The sequence below is a fragment of the Mesorhizobium sp. BR1-1-4 genome (assembly GCF_020165375.1).
Taxonomy (GTDB): Bacteria; Pseudomonadota; Alphaproteobacteria; order Rhizobiales; family Rhizobiaceae; genus Mesorhizobium; species Mesorhizobium australicum.
The window spans coordinates 1-19,402 of record NZ_JAIUIB010000008.1 but is presented as its reverse complement, the minus strand read 5'-3'; the positions used below and the strand labels follow the sequence as shown (position 1 = coordinate 19,402).

Genomic DNA, 19,402 nt, shown 5'->3' with positions numbered 1-19,402 from the left:
GATGCGATGTTGTGATGTATTTTGATTATTAATGATGTTGACAGCCTTCTGATCCTGCCGTCAATATCCCTCATGGGCTCGTGGAGGAAACATTGGGCCTGAGGGAGGAATTCCAATGTCTGATTTGATCCGCATCTCGCGGCGCCGGTTGCTGGCGTCCGGAGGAAAGGCGGCGGTGTTCGTGGCCGCCGCAGGTATCGCTCCGCAATTCATTCGTCCCGGCCGCGCCTTCGCGGCCGATGCGCTCGCACCTGGCATGATCGGCGGTCCGACGGGCTTCGATGGCGCCGAACGCTATCAATACGGTCCCGACACACCGGAGGGCCGCGCCATTGAGGCCGCCAAGGCTTTGAAGGGCGCCGGCAAGGCGCCGGCCAAGATCGTGCTTGGCCTGTCGGACGGCTCGATTGGCCAGCTCACCCAGCCTTTTCCGGCCGGGGCGCCGTCGATCAAGGAGCTGTGGGAAAAGGAAACCGGGATCCCGATCGAGATCGTCGGTCTGCCGAACGGCCAGGAATTCACCAAAACCATGCAGGACATCTCCACCAAGGGTGGGGCCTACGACATCTATTCGACCGAGTGGAATCGCCTTGGCGATCTCGCCGAGACCGGCGGCATCGCCAAGCTCGACGACTTCGTCGCCCAGTACAAACCCGAATGGGACGATCCCAAGACCGGCTATGTCGACGGCGCCAAGGGTGTATCGCTGCTCAACAAATATCGCGGCTCCAACTATGGGGTGTCGTTGGACGGCGACTTCCAGACCTGGGTCTACCGCACCGACCTGTTCGGTGACGAAGCCGAGAAGAAGGCCTTCAAGGACAAATACGGCTACGATCTGGCGCCGCCGAAAACCTGGAAGCAGCACGGCGATATCGCCGCCTTCTTCCAGCGTCCGGACAAGGGCCTGTTCGGCTCCACCGACCTGCGTAACCAGGGCTGGGGCTACACCAACTGGTATCAGCGCTATGTGTCGATGGCCTCGCCCAACCAGTTTCTGTTCGGCGACGACGGCAAGCCGCTGATCAATTCCGAGCATGGCATCGCCGCCACCAACGAATATGTCGAATCGCTGGTCCATCATTCGCCGGACGCGATCTCGTGGGGCTGGCCGGAGCAGTACGGCAATTTCGCCAAGGGCGGCGCGGCGATGACCTGTGCCTTCTCCAACCTGCCGAAATTCCTCGACAATGCCGGCAACAAGGACTCCAAGGTCACCGGCAAGATCGGCACGATGCTGCCGCCCGGCCGCGAGATCGACGGCAAACTGATCAGCCGCTCCGTATTGTGGTTCTCGCTGACCGGCATGGTCTCGTCGCAGTCGAAAAACCAGGAGGTCGCCTATCTCCTGCTGCAGTGGCTGGGCTCGGCCCGCATCTATGCCTGGATGAGCGCCAACCCCGGCGGTTATCTCGATCCGTTCCGGCTTTCGGATTTCTCCGATCCGCTGGTGCGCCAGACCTACCACGCCTATCACATGGACGTGGTGCGCGAGACGGTCGCCCGCACGGTGCCGACCATCAACTATCCCGGCGCCACCGCCTTCCACAACGCGCTGGACGAAAACCTGATGGCCTCGCTGACCAAGGCCAAGACATCGGAGCAGGCGATGGCCGACACGGAAGCCGAGTGGAAGAAGATCGCCCGGCGCATTGGCGAGGACAAATTGCTCGAAGCCATCAGGACCAACAAGGAGGCATGGCCGACCGTTCTCGATCCGATCAGCTGATCCATCTCCCTGGATCAAAGCCGGAGGGGAGGAGCATCCGCTCTTCCCCTCCGCAACCGACGCCACCAGCAAAAGCAGCCAGATGAAGCGTTCCGTCCCCTTCGAGATATTCCGCTACGCCGCGATCCTCGCGGCGATGGCCGTCACGCTGGTGCCGATCCTGTGGATGGTGTCGATGGCCTTCAAGCCGATCGCCGAATGGTCGGCGACGGGTGCGGACCTGACATGGTGGCCGAAGAACCCGACGCTCAGCAATTTCCAGTTCGTGTTCGGCGAGTCCACCAACAATCTGATCGTTGCGCTCGACCGCACCGCGCTGAGGCCGATCCTGTCGTCGCTTCTGTCGGCGGTATTCGGCACCGCGATCGCCATGTCGGCGGGTACCGCCGCCGCCTATGGCCTGTCGCGCTTCGGCTCCGGCCAGAACCTGCCGCTGGCGCTGATCCAGCTCAGGCTGTTTCCGCCGATGGCCGTCATGATCCCTGTGATGATCATGTGGGCCTTCCTGAATTTCACAGACAGCTGGTGGGGGCTGGCGCTGATCTACGGCATCGTCACGCTGCCGTTCGCTTTCTGGCTGATGAAGACCTTCTTCGACGACATGCCGCGCGAGATCGAGGAAGCCGCTTTGGTCGAGGGCTGCTCGCGGCTGCGCGTCTTCACCCGCATCACGCTGCCGATGATGCGCGCGCCATTGGCGAGTGCTGCGCTCTTCGTCTTCATCCTCAACTGGTCGGACTATCTGATCGCGCTGCTTCTGACGACGCGCGAATGGGTGACAATCCCCGTCTACATGGCCTCGCTGTCATCGTCGATGACCGGCCAGCTCTATGGCGCCAAGGCCGCACTCGGGCTGATCGCGGCGGTGCCGCCGGTCATCATGGGCATCGCCATCCAGCGCCATTTGGTGCGCGGGCTGACTTTCGGAGCGCTCAAGCAATGAGCGCGGTGGTTGCGACGATTTCGGAGGGTGAGATGGACGCGGCCCGTGCAAAGCCGGCGCTGCGCGACGAAGGCATGCGGTTGGGCTTTCGCCTGACCTTGCCGGCGCAGATCCTGGTGCTGTTCATCTCGGCCTTTCCACTCTTGATGCAGCTCTACATCAGCGTCACCGACTGGTCGCCACTCTCGGGCCTCGGCTGGTGGAACGCCTGGGAGATGTGGAACAGCTTCGCCAACTACACCGACCTTGCCGCCGACGCGCGCTTCTGGAGTGCGCTGAAGCGCACGGTCATCGTGATGGTCGTCTGCGTGCCGGCCGAATTCCTGTTAGGCTTGGCGCTGGCGACGCTGTTCGCCGACGATTTTCCGGGCAAGCGCATCTTCTATTCGGTCCTCCTGATGCCGATGATGGTGGTGCCGGCGGTGGCCGGCTACATGTTCTTCATGCTGTTCCAGTCCGGCGGCCCGGTGAACGACATCCTGTCGGCAATCACGGGCACGCAAGTCACCATTGCCTGGCTGTCGGACCCGACACTGGCGCTGATCGCGGTGATGATCGCCGACATCTGGCAGTGGACGCCGCTGATGTTCCTGATCCTGCTGGCCGGCCTCGTCGGCGTGCCGGAGGACCAGATCAAGGCGGCAACGCTGCTCGGCGCCAATCCCTGGCAACGCTTTACCACCATCGTGCTGCCCAAGATGAAGACGATCATCATCATCGCGCTGGCGATAAGGGTGATCGAGAACTTCAAGATCTTCGACACGCTGTACATCATGACCGGCGGCGGCCCCGGCGTCGCCACCGAAACGATCTCCGTCTACATCTACAAGGTCACCACGCAGGATCTGATCTGGGGCTATGTGGCGGCGATCGCGCTCGCCATTCTGGTCGTGCTCTCCATCGTCGCCGTGTTCGCCATGAAGCGCATGGCCCGGGCAAGGCAGGTGGCGGCATGAGCACGATCCAGCTCAAGCACCTCACCAAGACATTCGGCGACTTCACGGCGCTGAAGACCATGGACCTCGATATCGCCGATGGCGAGTTCATGGCTCTGCTGGGGCCTTCAGGCTGCGGCAAGTCGACGACGATGAACATGATTGCCGGAATGGAAGAGCCGACCAGCGGCAAGATCCTGTTTGGCGAGCGCGACATGGCCGGCGTGCCGATGGGCCGGCGCGGGGTTGGCTTCGTGTTCCAGAACTACGCGATCTTCACCCATATGACGGTGCGCCAGAACCTTGCCTACGGGCCAAGGATGCGTGGCGCCGCCACGGTCGAGATCGATCGTCGCGTCGGCACGATTGCCGAGCTGCTGCAACTGACGCCGCTGCTCGACCGCAAGGCCGACCGGCTGTCGGTCAACATACTGCAGCGCGTGGCGATCGGCCGCTCGGCAATCATGGAGCCGGCGATCTTCCTGCTCGACGAGCCGCTGTCCAATGTCGACGCCGCCTTCCGCGCGGTGATGCGCACCGAGCTGAAACAGCTGCAGCGCCAGTTCAAGCAGACCATGGTCTACGTCACGCACGACCAGCTGGAAGCCATGACCATGGCCGACCGTATCGCGGTCATGGACCACGGCGTGCTGCAGCAGGTCGGCACGCCGCTCGAGGTCTACAACAATCCGGCCAATGTCTTCGTCGCCCGCTTCATCGGCGCGCCGGGCATGAACCTGCTCAAGGGCCGACCTGCGGAGAGCGACCGGAGTCTGGTCGTCGATCTCGGGGCGCTTGGGGTCTCGCCGCCATTGCCGGATGAGCTGGCGGCCAGCGTGCGCGGTGCTCGCGGGGAGGTGCTCTACGGCTTTCGGCCGGAACAGGTAGCCCTGGCGGAGAATGGACGCGGGCTTGCCATGCCTGTCACTTTCGTCGAGCGCATCGGCGCGCGCACCATCGTTCACCTCGGCCAGGGCGACGGCGCCGTGAAAGCGGTCTTCGACAATGATGTCGGGCTGTCGATAGGGCAAACCGCGGTCGTCGCACCCGCGGCGTCGTCAGTGCGGGTCTTCGACGCCGTTAGCGGCCTTGCGATGAGAGCGGGTTGAGCCATGGCCGACATCGTCTTCCGCAATGTCACGAAACGCTACGGCACGATGCTCGCCGTCGACGACGCCTCGTTCACTGTCAACGACAACGAGTTCTTCTGCTTCTTCGGGCCGCCGCTGTCGGGCAAGTCGACAATCCTGCGCCTGGTGCTCGGGCTGGAGACGCCGGATGCCGGCGAAATCCTCATCGGCGGCAAGCCCGTCAACACGGTGTCGCCAGCAGAGCGCAATGTCGCCATGGTGTTCCAGAACCTGGCACTGTTCCCGCATATGAGCTCGCTCGACAATGTCCGTTTCCCGCTGGTCGAGCGCCGGGTCGCCGAGGTCGATATCAAACGGCGCGTCGCCGATGTCGCGGCCAAGCTGCATATCGGCCATATCCTGCACAAGCCGCCGGCACTGCTTTCGGGCGGTGAGCGGCAGCGGGTGGCGATCGCCCGCGCCCTGGTGCGCGACCCCAACGCCTATCTGATGGACGATCCGATCTCGGCGCTCGACGCGCGGCTGCGCGAGGAAACGCGCGTCGAACTGAAGCGCATCCAGCGCGAGCTCGGCAAGACGCTGATCTATGTCACGCACGACCAGGAAGAGGCGATGTCGATCGCCGACCGCATGGCCATACTGGAAAGCGGAAGGATCCGGCAGATCGGCGCGCCGGCCGAGATCTATGATCGCCCGGCCAGCACCTACGTGGCGCGGCTGCTGGGGTCGCCTGTCATGAACATCCTCAAATCCGTTCAAGGCGAGGGCGGCATCGAGGCCGCCGAAGGCGCGATCAGCATCGCCGATCGCACGGCTCCGGCCGACGCCGTCGAGATCGGGCTGAGGCCGGAGGATATCAAGGTCAGGCCCTGGAGCGACACCGAGAAGGAGAGCCCCGGCCGCCCGGCGCGGGTGTTCGAGGTCGAGCCGCTTGGCGGCTATACCGTGGTGACACTCGCCGCCGGGCAAGCGCGGCTGAAGGCTTTGCTGCGCGGCCAGCCTGACATCAGGCCCGACGCGATGGTGGCGATATCCTGCGAGCCGGCGCGCGTGCATTATTTCGGACAGGGCGGAGGCGCGTTGGCAAGATGAACGCGGCCGCAAGGACAGGATTTCGGGAGGAAGGCATGACAGGCAAGGGCTTCGAGCCGGATGTGAAGGTCCGCACGAAGGAATATCGGATCGGCTGCGTCGGCGCCGGCATGATCATGGCCGAATGCCATCTGGCCGCCTATAAGGACGCTGGCTTTCCGGTCGTGGCGATCGCCTCGCGTACCAAGGCGAATGCGCAAAAGGTCGCCGACCGTTGGGGTATCCCGACCGTCCACGACACCCCGGAACAGCTGATCGAGGATGCAAATGTCGAGATCATCGACCTCGCGTTTCCGCCGGACCAGCAGCCGGCGCTGATCCGCCATGCGCTGAAGCAGAACCACATCAAGGCAATCCTGGCTCAGAAGCCGCTGGCGCTGTCGGTCGAGGAAGCCGTCAAGTTGCGCGACGAGGCGGCGAAGGCCGGCAAGATACTCTCGGTCAACCAGAACATGCGCTACGACCAGTCGATGCGCGTGTTGAAGCAGCTCATCGACAGTGGCGCGCTCGGAGACATCGTCTTCGCGCAGATCGACATGCACGCCATTCCGCACTGGCAGACCTTCCTTCAGGGTTACGACCGGCTGACGCTTGCCAATATGAGCGTGCACCACCTTGACGTGCTGCGCTTCCTGTTCGGCGATCCCGATGAGATCACGACGCTGACGCGCAAGGATCCGCGCACGACATTCGACCATTCCGACGGCATCACCGTATCGACGCTGAAATTCCCGTCCGGCGTGCTGGCCGTGTCGCTGGAGGATGTGTGGTCCGGTCCGCGCCAGCAGGGCTACAAGGACGACCAGCACATCAACTGGCGCGTCGACGGCACCAAGGGCGTTGCCAAGGGCACGATCGGCTGGCCGACCGGTGCTGCTTCGACGCTGACCTATGCTTCGGCCGAAACGACCGGCGGCGAGTGGGTAACTCCAAGCTGGGAGACGATGTGGTTCCCGCATGCCTTCATCGGCGTCATGGAGCAGCTGCAGCACGCCGTGAAGACCGGTACGCCGCCGGCGCTCACCGTTGCCGACAACGTCAAGACCATGGCGCTGGTCGAAGCGGGCTATCGCTCGATGGCATCGGGCCGCACGGTCAAGCTTTCCGAAATCTCCACAAACCAACTAACTGAAATCGCAGACAACTGAATCGCTTACAGGGAGGAATTCAAGATCATGATGCAGGCAGGTATTTTCACGGGCTATTTCCCGTACGGCCTCGAAGAGACGGCAAAGAAGATCCGCGGGCTCGGTTTCAACACGGTGCAGCTCGACCTGCACTTCAGGGATGTCGACCTGTCGGCTGGGCAGATCACCAAGGACAAGGCCAGGAAGGTGCGCGACGTCTTCCGCGACCACAACCTGCCGGTCTGCTGCGTGTCGGGCTACACCAACATCATCCATCCCGACAAGGCGGAGCGCGACAAGCGCGTCGGTTATCTCAAGGAGATCATCCGCAATGCGCGCGAGTTCGGCAGCCCTTACGTGATCTCGGAGACCGGCACCTACAACACCGAATCCGACTGGGTGCATCACCCCAAGAACAAGACCGAGGAAGGTTTTGAGGAATGCCGCAAGGTCATCGCCGATCTTGCCCAGACGGCTTACGACCATGGCGCGGTCTTCCTGCTCGAAACCTATGTCAACAACGTCGTCGGCTCGGTCGAGGAGACGGTGAAGATGTTCGCGCAGGTCGACCATCCAGGCCTTGGCCTGCTGATGGACCCGACCAATTATTTCGAGACGCACAACATCGACCGGATGGACCAGATCCTGAACCAGGTGTTCGACACGCTGACCGAAAAGATCAGAATAGCGCATGCCAAGGACGTCAAGCGCTCAGGCGATGACAAGTCGGAGAAGCACGCCGACATCGGCGATGCCGACGCGATGGAAAGCCATACGTTCCGCGGGGTTGGCGAAATCGAACTGCCGGCGCCCGGCCTTGGCTCGCTGAACTACGACCTCTACCTCCAGCGGCTGGCCGAAAAGCATCCCAATATCCCGGTGATCATCGAGCATCTGTCGGAAGATGACGTGCCGCGCGCCAAGACATTCCTCGACGGGAAATTCCGCGCCAACGGCCTGTGACGGCTAGCCGCGCCACCAGTGCACGGCGGCGCGGCTTCAAACAAGGGAGGAAAGAATGTTGAAATTCGCATTGAAACTGGCGGCCGCCGCGACAGTGCTCGCCGGCGTCGCCCTTGGCACGGCGGCGCAGGCGCAGGACGGCCAGAAGACCTTCTATCTCTTGTCGCATGGCGGTCCGTCGGATGCGTTCTGGATCGACTGGAACGCCGGTGCGACCAAGGCCTGCGACCAGCTCAAGGTAACCTGCAAGATTTCCTTCAGCGGCGGCGACATGGCGGCGCAGAAGGAAGCCTTCAACTCGGCGCTTGCCGCAAAGCCCGACGGCATCGCCACCACGTCGGCGCAGCCGGGCCTGTGGACGGAGGAGGTGAAAGCAGCCAAGGCGGCTGGCATCCCGATCGTGTTCTTCAATACCGACGATCCGGCGACAGGGCGGCAGGCCTATGTCGGCGCGGACCTGAAAGAAGCGGGTGTCATCTGGGCCAAATATCTGGTCGAGCACAAGATGGTGAAGCAGGGCGACAAGGTTTTCCTGCCGGTCGAGGTTCCCGGCGCCAGTTACCAGCAGCTCGAGACCGAGGGCATCGCCAGCGTTTTCGATCCCTTGGGGATCAAATATGACGTGGTCGATTGCGGCACCGATCCGGCTGGCATCATCGCCAAGATGACCGACTACATGGTCGCCAACAATCCGCCGGCGATCATCGCGCTCGGCGATTCCGTCGCCGCCAGCGTCAAGCGCGTGTTCGATGGCGCCGGCGTGCCGGCGGGCAAGATCCCCGTCGTCGGCTGGGGCAATTCGAAGGAGACGGCACAAGCCGTCAAGGACGGCTTCGTCAATGCCGCCGCCTGGCAATATCCCTCTGCGCAAGGCTTCATGCCGGTGGCGCTGCTCGGGCTTGCCGCGTCAGGCGAGCCGATCGGCTACGACATCCACACTTTCGGTCTCTACGACGCCTCCAGCGTCGACCCGATTCTGAAGCTTTACGACAAGAAATGAGAAAAACAGCGCCCGCCGGAAAAGCGGCGGGCGTCTTTTCAAGCATGGTTCAAGCAGTCATGACAATTGCCGCAGAAGACGAAGTGCCGGGGGTGAAAGGCAGATCGCGCCTGCTGCGCTCGCCGCAATTCTCCTCCTTCGTCATCCTCCTCATTTTGCTGGCGGTATTCGCGGTCGCCGACGCCAATTTCCTGTCGCCGCTCAACATCTCCAACATGATGGCGTTCCTGCCCGAGCTCGGCATCATCGCACTCGGCATGACGCTGCTTTTGACGGCAGGCGAATTCGATCTTTCCGTCGGCGCGGTGTTTGGGCTGGCGCCAGTGGTGGTGATGCTGCTGGTGCAAAATGGTGGGGTGGATATAGGTGTCGCGCTTCTGGCCGGGCTGCTGCTTTGTATCGCGATCGGCGCGATCAACGGGCTGATCGTCACCAAGATCGGCATCTCCTCCTTCCTGGTGACGCTGTCGATGTTGCTCGTCGTGCGCGGGGCAGCGCTTTACATTACGCAAGGCTTTCCGCTGAAATCCTGGGACCAGCCGGGCTTCTTCGTGACGCTGCTCGCCGGCAGCTTCAACATCGGCTCGTTTCGCTTCTACACCTCGCTGTGGTGGTTCATCGGCCTCTCGCTGTTTGCCATCTACATCCTGCGCTACGCCAAGCTCGGCAACTGGATCAGTGCCATCGGCTCCAATCGCAACGCGGCGGTGGCGCGCGGCGTGCCGGCCGATACGGTCAAGATCTGGCTGTTCATCGCGACCTCGGTGCTGGCCGGCCTTGCCGGCATGATCAGCGCCTTTCGCATCTCGGCCGCCTCACCGGTGGCTGGCACCGGCTATGAGCTGGAAGTGATCGCCATGGTGGTGGTCGGCGGCACGGCGCTGACCGGCGGACGCGGCACCATACTCGGCACCATCGTCGGCGCGCTGATGCTGCGCGCCATCCGCAACGGCATCGTACTGATCGGCGTGCCGGGGCTCGCCTACAACATCTTTGTCGGCCTCATCATCCTCGCCATGCTCATCCTGCACGCTTTGCTGCAGAAGAACGCCGCAAGGGGCTGACGATGGTGCAAGAAGTACTTCGGCTGCAGAACCTGCAAAAGTCCTTCGGCAGCGTGCGCGCGCTGAAGAACGCCTCGCTGACACTGCGGGAAGGCGAGGTGGTGGCTCTGCTGGGCGACAACGGCGCCGGAAAATCGACGCTGATCAAGGCGATCTCGGGTGTCTTCCCTGTCGATCGTGGCGACATCTTTGTACGCGGCGAAAAGGTTTCGATCCGCTCGACCCGGGATGCGATGGACCTCGGCATCGAGACCATCCATCAGGACACCTCACTGGCGCCTGATCTCAGCATCGCGCGCAATCTTTTCCTCGGCCGCGAGCCGGTCAACTTCGGCTGGCTCGGCGTGTTCGCGCCGCTCGATCTCGCGAAGCTGCGCAAAGCCGCTTCCGAACTCCGCAAGCGCGTCGGCATCTCGAAGAAACTCGACGCTGATGCGCTGGTCTCGACGCTGTCGGGCGGCGAGCGGCAGTCGATCGCCATCTCGCGCGCCATGCAGTTCGCCGCCAAGGTGATCATTCTCGACGAGCCGACCAACAATCTCGGCGTCGAGGAAACCCACGGTGTGCTGCGTTTCGTCAAGGAGGTACGCGACGCCGGCCATTCGGTGCTGCTCATCACCCACAACATCCACCATGTCTTCCAGGTCGCCGACCGCATCGTCGTCATGCGGCGCGGCGAGATCGTCGCCGAACAGACGGTCGCCGACACCGACCTCCTGACCGTGGAAAGCATCATCACCGGCGCCGACATGTCGGCCTTGCTCAAGGAGGCGAGGGCAAAGTGAAGGGCGTCGCATGGTAGAGCTTTACGGCAAGACGCTGTCGCGCCGGCAAGTGGCCGAGCGGTCAGGCCAGCTGTCGCAGTTCGCCGGCGTGCGGCTGACGACGCTCGGCGACGGGGTGGAGCGCGGCATCCGCATGCTCGAATTCCGCACCGGCTCGGGCCTGCGCTTCACCGCGCTCGTCGACCGGGCGCTCGACATCGCCGATTGCGACTTCAAGGGCCAGGCGATCGGCTGGCATTCGCCGAGCGGCTTTCGCCATCCGGGCCTGCACGACTATGAGGGGGAAGCGGGGCTGGCCTGGGCGCGGTCCTTCTCGGGGCTGCTCGTCACCTGCGGCCTCGACCACATTCTGGGGCGGGAAGAAGTGCCGGCCGAGAGCTACAACTATCCGGGGAAGAAGACGGTGCTTCATTCGCTGCATGGTCGTGTCGGTACCATCCCGGCGCGGCTGACCGGCTATGGCGAGCGCTGGGAGGGCGACCGCTGCGTGCTGTGGGCAGAAGGCATCGTGCAGCAGTCGGCTGTATTCGGCGAGGATCTGCATCTCACTCGCCGCATCGAAGCCGATGTCGGGGGTAACGAGATCCGGCTTTCGGACCATGTCGTCAACCACGGCTTCAACCGCACCCCGCATATGTATTTCTACCATGTCAATGTCAGCCATCCCTTGCTCGACGAAGGCTCCCGTTATCTGGCGCCGATCCGCGACGTCGTCTGGGCCAGCCATGCCGGCGAGCGCTACGAGGCGCAGAGTGTCGGCTATCGCACGGCGCCGGCACCGCAACGGCACTTCAGGGAGCAGGTCTGGCAGCACGAAATGGCCGCCGACGCCCATGGCGAGGTTCCGGTGGCCGTCGTCAACGACCGGCTCGGTCTCGGCTTCGAAGTGGCGACCCGCAAGGACCAGTTGCCGTGTGCCTACCAATGGCAGAATTTCCAGGCCGGGCAGTACGCGCTGGGGATAGAGCCATCGACCCACCATGTGCTCGGCGATCTCGCTGCCCGCGAGCGCGGTGAGATGATCTGGCTGGAGCATGGCGAAAGCCGGGCCTACGACGCGGTGTTCCGCGTCCTCGACGGCAAGGAGGAAATCGCTGGCGCCGAAGCCAGGATCGCGGATATCGCCCGGCAGCCCGAGCAGGATTATCCTCAGCCTTCAGAAAATTTTCCAAGACTGGCCGGCAGGACATGAGCGCGACATTTATTCAAAGCAAGCCCTCCGGCCGGCGGACCGGATTGCCAGCGCTGCGCGACGATTGGAGGCCAATTTGACGACGATGGCGAAAAAGCGCGACTACAGCCTGGTCGGCGAAAGCACCAGGGCAGCGATCGAGACCGGGCTTGCCTCGGCCGAGTGGTACCACACCGACGTGCCGCGCAAGGCGATGAAGGAGTTGATGCAGCGTTCCGACGGCCCGGCGATCCGCGACACCATCATCTGGATTGTCGCGATCCTGGGCTCGGCCGTGGGTATCGTCCTGTTCTGGGGTTCGTGGTGGGTGGTGCCGTTCCTGTTCGTCTATGGCGTGCTCTACGGCTCGTCGAGCGACTCACGCTGGCACGAATGCGGCCATGGCACGGCTTTTCGCACGCGCTGGATGAATGATGTCGTCTACCACATCGCCTCGTTCATGCTGATGCGCAATCCCGTGCAATGGCGCTGGAGCCATGCCCGCCACCACACCGACACCATCATCGTCGGCCGCGACGCCGAGATCGCGGTCATGCGTCCGCCGGACCTGTTGAAGGCGGCGCTCGCCTTCACCGGCATTCTCGACTTTCGCTATTCGCTGCCGACGCTGGTGCGGCAGGCATTCGGGACGCTGTCCGACGAAGAGAAGAGCTATATCCCCGAGATGGAACAGCATAAGGCCGTGGTCGCGGCCCGCTGGCATGTCGCGATCTATGTGGCGACGATCGCCCTCGCGATCGCGCTGAGGTCATGGATACCGCTGGTGCTGATCGGCCTGCCGCGCCTCTACGGCACCTGGCACATGGTGACGACTGGCCTGCTGCAGCATATCGGGCTCGCCGACAATGTCGTCGACCATCGGCTGAACACGCGCACCGTCTACATGAACCCGATCAGCCGGTTCATCTACTGGAACATGAATTACCATGTGGAGCACCACATGTTCCCGATGGTGCCGTATCACGCGCTGCCCAGGCTGCATGAACTGATCAAGCACGATCTGCCGAAGCCCAATCCGTCCATGTGGCACGCCTACCGCGAGGTCTGGCCGGTCCTGCTCAGGCAGCTGAAATACGAGGACTATTACCTTAAGCGCGAACTGCCGCCGACGGCCAGGCCCTATCGCGGTGAGTTCCACGAGGTCGATATGTCGGCGGCGGCCGAGTAGCGATCGCGAATGTCCGCAGGAGATAGAGATGGCCGATTGGGTTGAAGCGTGCGCGGTGGACGATGTCGAGGAAGAGGATGTCATCCGCTTCGACCATGGTGGGCGGACCTTCGCGATCTACCGCTCGCCGGATGACGAGTTCTTCGCCACCGACGGTTTTTGCACGCATGAGAAGGCGCATCTGGCCGACGGGCTTGTCATGGACGACATCATCGAATGCCCCAAGCACAATGGCCGCTTCAACTACAAGACCGGCCAGGCCAAGGGCGCGCCGGTCTGCGTCAATCTCGCGACCTATCCGGTGAAGATCGAAGCCGGCAAGGTGATGATCCAGATCTGAAGCGGGGGTATGATCAATCGATCCGGCACCGCGACGGCAAACAATAGAGGGGAACGCTTCAATGAGCCGAAAGAGACCGACCGTCGCCGATTTGCGCGCCATGAAAGGCAAGCGTCAGCTGACCATGCTGCGTGTGCTGACCCTGGACGAGGCCGAGGCCGCCGAACGGGCAGGGGTCGACATCGTCTCGGTGCCGCCGGAACTGGTGCTCAACCCGCAATATCGCGATGCCGCTCCCAGCCTGTTCACCATGCCGGGCGAGAATTTCTTCGAGATCGGCACCGCTGACGATTTCGTCCGCTGGGCCTTCCGGCTCTACAAGGCGAGCGCCGACGCCGTCTATTGCAGCGCCGGCTACGCCACCATCAAGCGGATGGCCGATGACGCCATTCCCGTCATCGGCCATGTCGGCCTCATTCCTTCCCGCGCGACCTGGACCGGCGGCTTCAAGGCGGTCGGCAAGTCCGCCGATACGGCGATGCAGGTGTTCGAAGCGGTCAAGCAACTGGAGGCTGCCGGTGCGATCGGCGCTGAGATCGAGGTGGTACCAGTCGAGGTGGCGAAGGCTATCTCTGAGCGCACCTCGCTGATCATGCTGTCGATGGGCGCGGGCACCGGCTGCGACGCGCAATATCTGTTCGCCGACGACATTCTTGGCCAGAACCGTGGCCACATGCCGCGCCACTCGAAGATCTACCGCAATTTCGCCGCCGAATACGATCGGCTTCAGGCGGAGCGGGTGGCGGCATTTTCCGAATATGTCGCCGACGTCAACAGCGGCGCCTATCCCGAGGACCGGCACATCGTGCACATGGACCCGGCCGAGCTAAAGCTGTTTCTGGACAAGGTCGGCCGGGGCTAGGATCGTTTGCCATTTGCCGCCGGTGAGCGCCGCGTGGAGTGCTTCCGCATCGACGCCGAGCGGCCGGTCCTCCTCAAGCGCGGGGACGAGCGTGCGTATCGCGGTGTGGACGGCTGATGTGCGTGGCGCCAGCGTCAATCCCTCGCGCAGGTCGACGGCTTGCGCCGCCGCCATCAACTCGAAGGCGATCAGCCGCCGCCACAGCGCGATCATGTCGGCGCATTTCGAAACCACCAGCGGCGTCTGCGTGGCGTGATCCTCCACGCCTTCCGAAACCGGCAGGAAATCGAGCATCACCGGATTGGCCTTGTGGCGGATGGCGGCCAGGATCGACGTCACCGTCTTTTGCAACGGCACCAAACCAGCCGAGGCGCCACCGACCGGCGACAGGTATTTGGGCAGGCCGTTGCGGCCCGGGCCGGTGAGCTGGATGAAGCGGGCGGCACTGGCGGCCGCACATTGAGCGATTGCCAGGCTTAGCGCCTCGAAGGCGAGTGCCAGCGAAGCGGTGTGAAAGTTGCCGGTCGACAGCACCAGCTCGTCGTCGCTCAGAACCAGCGGGTTGTCGGCGGCGGCATTGAGTTCGGTCTCGACGGCGCGTCTTGCCTGGCCGATCGCCTCGATCAGCGCGCCATGGATCGAGGGCATGCAGCGGATCGAGAGCGGGTCCTGTATGGTGGTGGGCGCGGGCGCTTCGTCGCGGGCGAGAAGATCATGCAGCGCCTTGGCGGCCTCCTGCTGGCCGGCGGCGGGCCGCGCCATGTGCAGGCGGGGATCGAGGATGGTGCGGTTGGCGCTGAAACCTTCCATGGTCAGCGCGCCGGCCTGCTGCTGCTGGGCAAGAGCCGACAGCGCGTCCGTGGCCGCAAGCGCGCCGCCGCCGGCGGAGACGGCGGAAGCGTTGATCAGCGACAGTCCATCCTTGGGCGCCAGGCCGATCGGGCCGAGGCGGGCCATCATCAGTGCCTTGACCGCCGGCATGCGCCTTCCCTGATAATCGGCTTCACCTTCGCCGATCAGCAGGCGGGCCATCGCGGTCATCAGCACCAGGTCGCCGGCGCCGATCGAGCCGAGCGACGGCATCACCGGATGGACGCCGGCGTTGAGGACTTCGACCAAGGCAACGAACACGGCGGGCGACAGGCCGGAGCCACCAGCCGACAACATTGTCAGACGGGCAAGCATGGTGGCGCGCACGGCCTCGACGGGCAGCGCTTCGCCGACCGCCCCGCTGCGGCCCTCGAGCAACTGGCGCTGGAAGGCGCTGGCGTCACCCTCGACCGATGTGCGAAGATTGGCGCCGAGCCCGGTGTTCAGGCCGTAGATCTGCTGGCCGGAGGCCGCCGCCTGGTCGAGCACTTTTCGCGCCTTCTCCAGCCTGCCGATGACATTGGCTCCGATCTCCACCTTGCGTGCCTCGCGGGCGACGGCGGCGACATCGCCGACACTGACGCCGGCCCCGGTGAGGACGAGCGCGCTCATGCGAAGCGCAGCCTTTGGCCGATGCCTTGCGCCTGCGCCTTGGCCAGCATCGCCTTGCCGAGCGCAATGTCGGAGAGCGACAGGCCGCGATGCCAGAAGAGGATGGTTTCGTCGTCACTCTGCCGTCCCGGCCTGAGGCCAGCGGCGATCTGGCCGAGTTCGGCATGCAGCGTCTTTTCGCTCAACCGCCCGGTCTCGACATGCGCGCGCAGCGAGCCGAATTTGCCGCCCTTGCACTGGCCCCAGTCGTCGACGACCAACTTCTGCATGATGTCGGTCAGCGACAGCTCCACCGCGCTCATCGTGCCATAGGGAACGACAAGCGCGCCCGGCTTGATCCATTCGGTCTTGAGAAGGGGCTGCGGCTCGGGCAGGCGTGAGGCTTCGACGACGATGTCGGCGCCTTTGACGCAGCTCTCCCAGTCGGCGACCGCGGTGACGGGCTTGCCGAGGTCGGCGGAGAGTTTTGCGGCAAAGCCATCGCGACTTTCTGGGCGACGCGAATGGACGCGGATCTCATCGAAATCGAAGAGATGGTCGAGCAGGCGCACATTCCAGTACGCAGTGCCGCGCGCGCCGATATGGGCGAGCACCTTCGCGTTCTTGCGTGCCAAGTGCTTGGCGCCGATGGCGGTGACGGCGCCGGTGCGCATGTCGGTGATGACCGTGGCGTCGAGAATGGCGCGCGGCGTGCCGGTGCGTGGATCGAACAAATTGAGGATGCCGAATTCCGACGGCAGGCCGTGAAGATAATTGTCGACATAGTCGCCGACGATTTTCACGCCGGCCGTATCGAGCGGCGCGACGTAGCCGCGCAAGACATTGAAATGGCCGTGGAAGGATGGGTCGGGTTCGAGGTGGACGCGCGGCTCGATCACCGTCTGGCCCTTGCCTTGCGCAACGAGCCCGGCCTCGACGGCGTCGATGATCTCGCCATCGGCCATGGCAAGCGCTTCGATGTCGAGGGCGTTGAGGTAGTCGATATAGATAGGCTTCATGCGCGCACGGTTCCTGTTGTTTAAGACCGAGGCCCATTCATTCCATAACAGGCGGCGATACGACACGAAAGTTTGTTGGTCCATCTCTGGACGCAGTTGGCTAAATGTTGTTGAAACCGACCCGACATGACGGCCATTCCCGAAAATGAAGCCTTGCCCGAGACAGCCACGAATTCGCGGCGCGTGGCGCTGATCGTCGCCATCGCCTTCTTCATGCAACTGCTGGATTCGACGATCATCTCGACGTCGCTGCCGCAGATGGGCGCTTCCTTCGGCGTGCCGGCGGTGGCGATGAGCATCGGCATCACCGTCTACATGCTGACCATGGCCGTGTTCGTGCCGCTGTCGGGGTGGCTCGCCGACCGGTTCGGCGCGCGTAACATCTTCCTCGCAGCCATCGCGCTGTTCACGCTGGCGTCGCTCGCCTGCGGCTTCTCTGGAAATTTGACCGAATTCGTCGTTGCCCGTGCCGTGCAGGGCCTGGGCAGCGCCTTGATGACGCCGGTCGGCCGCATCCTGGTCCTGCGCAACGCGTCGAAATCCGAATTGCTCAACGCCACGGCGCTTATCACCTGGCCGGCGCTCTTCGCGCCCGTGGTCGGCCCGGTGCTTGGCGGTTTCATCACCACCTATCTGTCCTGGCACTGGAATTTCTTCATCAACATCCCGCTCGGCGCGATCGGGCTGGTGTTGGTCGCCCGCTTCATACCGGGTGATCGTGAAGCCGATCCCAAGCCGCTCGACTGGCCGGGGTTTTTCCTGACGTCGCTGGGGCTCGCCTGCCTGCTCTATGGCCTTGAGCGCATCGCGCATCCGGAGGATGGGGCCTTGCCGACGGTGGGGCTGATCGCGGCGGGGATCGTCGTCGGCTGGCTAGCGGTGCGGCATCTGCGCCGCGCGCCGCATCCGCTGCTCGACCTCTCCTCGTTCAAGGTGCAGACCTTCGCCATCTCGACGCTTGCGGCCGGCACCATCTTCCGGGTGGCGATCAACGCCACGCCGTTCCTTTTGCCGCTGCTGTTCCAGGTCGGCTTCGGCCTATCGCCCGTCGATGCCGGCATGATGATCCTGGCCTATTTCCTCGGCAATCTCGGCATGAAAACGATGACGACGCCGACGCTGCGTCGCTTCGGCTTCCGCTCGGTGATGGTCGTCAACGGCATCATCGCCTCGGTGTCGATCATGGCCTGTGCGGCGATCTCGCCGCAGACGCCGCAGCCGCTGGTGATGGCGCTGATGCTGATCGCCGGCCTGTCGCGCTCGATGCAGTTCACCGCGCTCAACACGCTGGCCTTCGCCGATATCGCCGCCGCGCAGCGTAGCTCCGCGGCGACCTTGTCCTCGATGCTGCAGCAAGTGGCGATGCTGTTCGGCGTCGCGGTGGCGGCGGCGATCCTCAACCTGTCGCAGATCGCGAGAGACCGGCCGGCGCTCGACCTCGTCGATTTTCGAGCAGCCTTCCTGCTGATCGGCATTATCGGGCTGGTGGCGTCGTTTCGTTTCCTGGTGTTGCCAAGAGGTGCCGGCGCCGAGGTCTCCGGCCATGTTGCCGGGAACTGAAATCGAATTTTCCGCCAGATCGCAGGGTTAAATTCCGTCTTCGCCTTTCGCCTTGGTGTTGTGCTTCGCCAAGCGCCGAGGCGGCGCAAACAATGGCCAAAAGTGCAGGAGTTTCCGGGCATTGCGCCAGATTCGGCAATCAATGCGTCCACTTTGCGAATCTCATCGCCAGCCCACGTTTTGAACGCGGATTCATTTGACGAAGCGGCGTTGAGCCGATTAGCTTTCTCTCCAGGGGTGGCAGCACTGCCACCGGGGTGAAAGCAGACAATGAACATGGCCGGCTGGCTGAACTTCAGAAGCCTGAATCAGGAAGGCATTGTCTTTGCCATAGCGGTGGTGCTGTTCGTTGCCGCGGCTATAGGCCTGCCAGGCTTCATCGATGCCAACAATCTGGTCGCCATTATCCGCTCCGTCTCGGTGCTGGGTATACTGGCGCTGGGCATGGCTGTCGTCATCATCGGCCGCGGCATCGACCTGTCGGCGGTTGCGATCATGGCCATGTCGGTCGCCTGGTACCTGCAACTGCTCAACAGCGGAACGCCGGACGGGCTCGCCTTCGCCTATGTGCTGGCCGGCGTGCTCGCCATCGGCCTGCTCAACGGCTTTCTCGTCGCCTACGCCGATGTACCGGCGATCTTCGTCACGTTGGCGACCGGCTCTTTCGTCTTCGGCTATGTCCGTTCGCAATTGATCACGCAGGACGCCGTGCCGGTGCCGCAGGGCCATTGGGTGGAACTGCTCGGCGGTCTGCGCTTTCTCGACGTCCCGATCGAGGTGTTCGTCTTTGCGGGGCTGGCGTTCCTGTTCTTCCTGTTCCTGCGCTGCACCAAATGGGGCCGCTACATCTATTTCGCCGGCGACAATCCGGTCGCGGCGCGCAATATCGGCATTCCGGTACGGCCGATGCTGGTCCTGCGTTACGTGCTCTCGGCATTCGTCGCCCTGATCGCCGGCCTTTTGACCGCGGCCAGCCTGCATTCGATCAACACGCGTGTCGTCAATTCGACGCTGCTTTACGACATCGTGCTGGTGGCGGTGATCGGCGGCATCGGGCTGTCGGGCGGGCGG

18 protein-coding genes are annotated in these 19,402 nt (G+C 63.5%); 16 read left to right on the top strand and 2 right to left on the bottom strand.

The window, feature by feature from the left end; genetic code table 11:
* Window positions 1-115: 115 nt before the first annotated feature.
* From LB571_RS18165 to LB571_RS18100, 14 genes are all read left to right on the top strand, one after another.
* On the top strand, window positions 116-1,729 hold the full coding sequence (locus LB571_RS18165; protein WP_140620628.1) for an extracellular solute-binding protein: 1,614 nt from the start codon (window positions 116-118) through the stop codon (window positions 1,727-1,729).
* 82 nt (window positions 1,730-1,811) lie between these two features.
* Window positions 1,812-2,672, top strand: a complete 861-nt coding sequence (locus tag LB571_RS18160; protein WP_140876239.1) for a carbohydrate ABC transporter permease — start codon at window positions 1,812-1,814, stop codon at window positions 2,670-2,672.
* On the top strand, window positions 2,669-3,628 hold the full coding sequence (locus LB571_RS18155; RefSeq protein WP_015317069.1) for a carbohydrate ABC transporter permease: 960 nt from the start codon (window positions 2,669-2,671) through the stop codon (window positions 3,626-3,628). The genes LB571_RS18160 and LB571_RS18155 overlap by 4 nt, the downstream gene beginning before the upstream one ends.
* Window positions 3,625-4,716 (top strand): ABC transporter ATP-binding protein, encoded by a 1,092-nt coding sequence (locus LB571_RS18150; RefSeq protein WP_140725468.1) that lies wholly within the window; start codon window positions 3,625-3,627, stop codon window positions 4,714-4,716. Before LB571_RS18155 ends, LB571_RS18150 begins: the two co-directional genes overlap by 4 nt.
* A 3-nt stretch (window positions 4,717-4,719) precedes the next feature.
* The gene (locus tag LB571_RS18145) at window positions 4,720-5,790 is read left to right on the top strand and encodes an ABC transporter ATP-binding protein (protein ID WP_224596560.1); all 1,071 of its coding nucleotides are present in this window, start codon (window positions 4,720-4,722) and stop codon (window positions 5,788-5,790) included.
* 35 nt (window positions 5,791-5,825) lie between these two features.
* Window positions 5,826-6,938, top strand: a complete 1,113-nt coding sequence (locus LB571_RS18140) for a Gfo/Idh/MocA family protein (RefSeq protein WP_224596558.1) — start codon at window positions 5,826-5,828, stop codon at window positions 6,936-6,938.
* Between the two features lie 27 nt (window positions 6,939-6,965).
* Window positions 6,966-7,880 carry a sugar phosphate isomerase/epimerase family protein gene (locus LB571_RS18135; protein ID WP_224596540.1) on the top strand — a complete coding sequence of 305 codons (915 nt, stop codon included), beginning with the start codon at window positions 6,966-6,968 and terminating at the stop codon, window positions 7,878-7,880.
* A gap of 55 nt (window positions 7,881-7,935) precedes the next feature.
* Window positions 7,936-8,880, top strand: coding sequence for a substrate-binding domain-containing protein (locus tag LB571_RS18130; RefSeq protein ID WP_224596537.1), 945 nt, complete (start codon window positions 7,936-7,938; stop codon window positions 8,878-8,880).
* 44 nt (window positions 8,881-8,924) lie between these two features.
* Window positions 8,925-9,944, top strand: a complete 1,020-nt coding sequence (locus tag LB571_RS18125) for an ABC transporter permease (protein ID WP_140725477.1) — start codon at window positions 8,925-8,927, stop codon at window positions 9,942-9,944.
* Between the two features lie 2 nt (window positions 9,945-9,946).
* The gene (locus LB571_RS18120; protein ID WP_224596534.1) at window positions 9,947-10,729 is read left to right on the top strand and encodes an ATP-binding cassette domain-containing protein; all 783 of its coding nucleotides are present in this window, start codon (window positions 9,947-9,949) and stop codon (window positions 10,727-10,729) included.
* Between the two features lie 10 nt (window positions 10,730-10,739).
* A complete protein-coding gene (locus tag LB571_RS18115; protein ID WP_224596531.1) occupies window positions 10,740-11,921 on the top strand; it encodes an aldose 1-epimerase family protein in 1,182 nt (393 codons plus the stop codon).
* A gap of 85 nt (window positions 11,922-12,006) precedes the next feature.
* Complete coding sequence (locus tag LB571_RS18110) at window positions 12,007-13,089, top strand: fatty acid desaturase family protein (protein WP_140620674.1); 1,083 nt, start codon at window positions 12,007-12,009, stop codon at window positions 13,087-13,089.
* Between the two features lie 28 nt (window positions 13,090-13,117).
* Complete coding sequence (locus tag LB571_RS18105) at window positions 13,118-13,429, top strand: MocE family 2Fe-2S type ferredoxin (RefSeq protein ID WP_023769541.1); 312 nt, start codon at window positions 13,118-13,120, stop codon at window positions 13,427-13,429.
* A 61-nt stretch (window positions 13,430-13,490) separates the two neighbouring features.
* Entirely contained in the window at window positions 13,491-14,291 is an 801-nt protein-coding gene (locus LB571_RS18100; RefSeq protein WP_140665850.1) for a 3-methyl-2-oxobutanoate hydroxymethyltransferase, read from the top strand.
* On the opposite strand, the gene hutH is transcribed toward LB571_RS18100, so the two are convergent.
* The gene (gene hutH / locus LB571_RS18095) at window positions 14,256-15,773 is read right to left on the bottom strand and encodes a histidine ammonia-lyase (protein WP_224596528.1); all 1,518 of its coding nucleotides are present in this window, start codon (window positions 15,771-15,773) and stop codon (window positions 14,256-14,258) included. The two genes, LB571_RS18100 and hutH, sit on opposite strands and share 36 nt — an antisense overlap.
* Window positions 15,770-16,771 carry an ornithine cyclodeaminase family protein gene (locus LB571_RS18090; protein WP_140790368.1) on the bottom strand — a complete coding sequence of 334 codons (1,002 nt, stop codon included), beginning with the start codon at window positions 16,769-16,771 and terminating at the stop codon, window positions 15,770-15,772. The genes hutH and LB571_RS18090 overlap by 4 nt, the downstream gene beginning before the upstream one ends.
* Window positions 16,772-16,897: 126 nt before the next feature.
* Between LB571_RS18090 and LB571_RS18085 the strand changes: the two genes are divergently transcribed.
* Both LB571_RS18085 and LB571_RS18080 read left to right on the top strand, forming a co-directional pair.
* Window positions 16,898-18,331, top strand: a complete 1,434-nt coding sequence (locus LB571_RS18085; protein ID WP_224596525.1) for a DHA2 family efflux MFS transporter permease subunit — start codon at window positions 16,898-16,900, stop codon at window positions 18,329-18,331.
* A gap of 270 nt (window positions 18,332-18,601) precedes the next feature.
* The coding region (locus tag LB571_RS18080) for an ABC transporter permease (protein WP_224596522.1) at window positions 18,602-19,402 on the top strand (801 nt) is incomplete at its 3' end.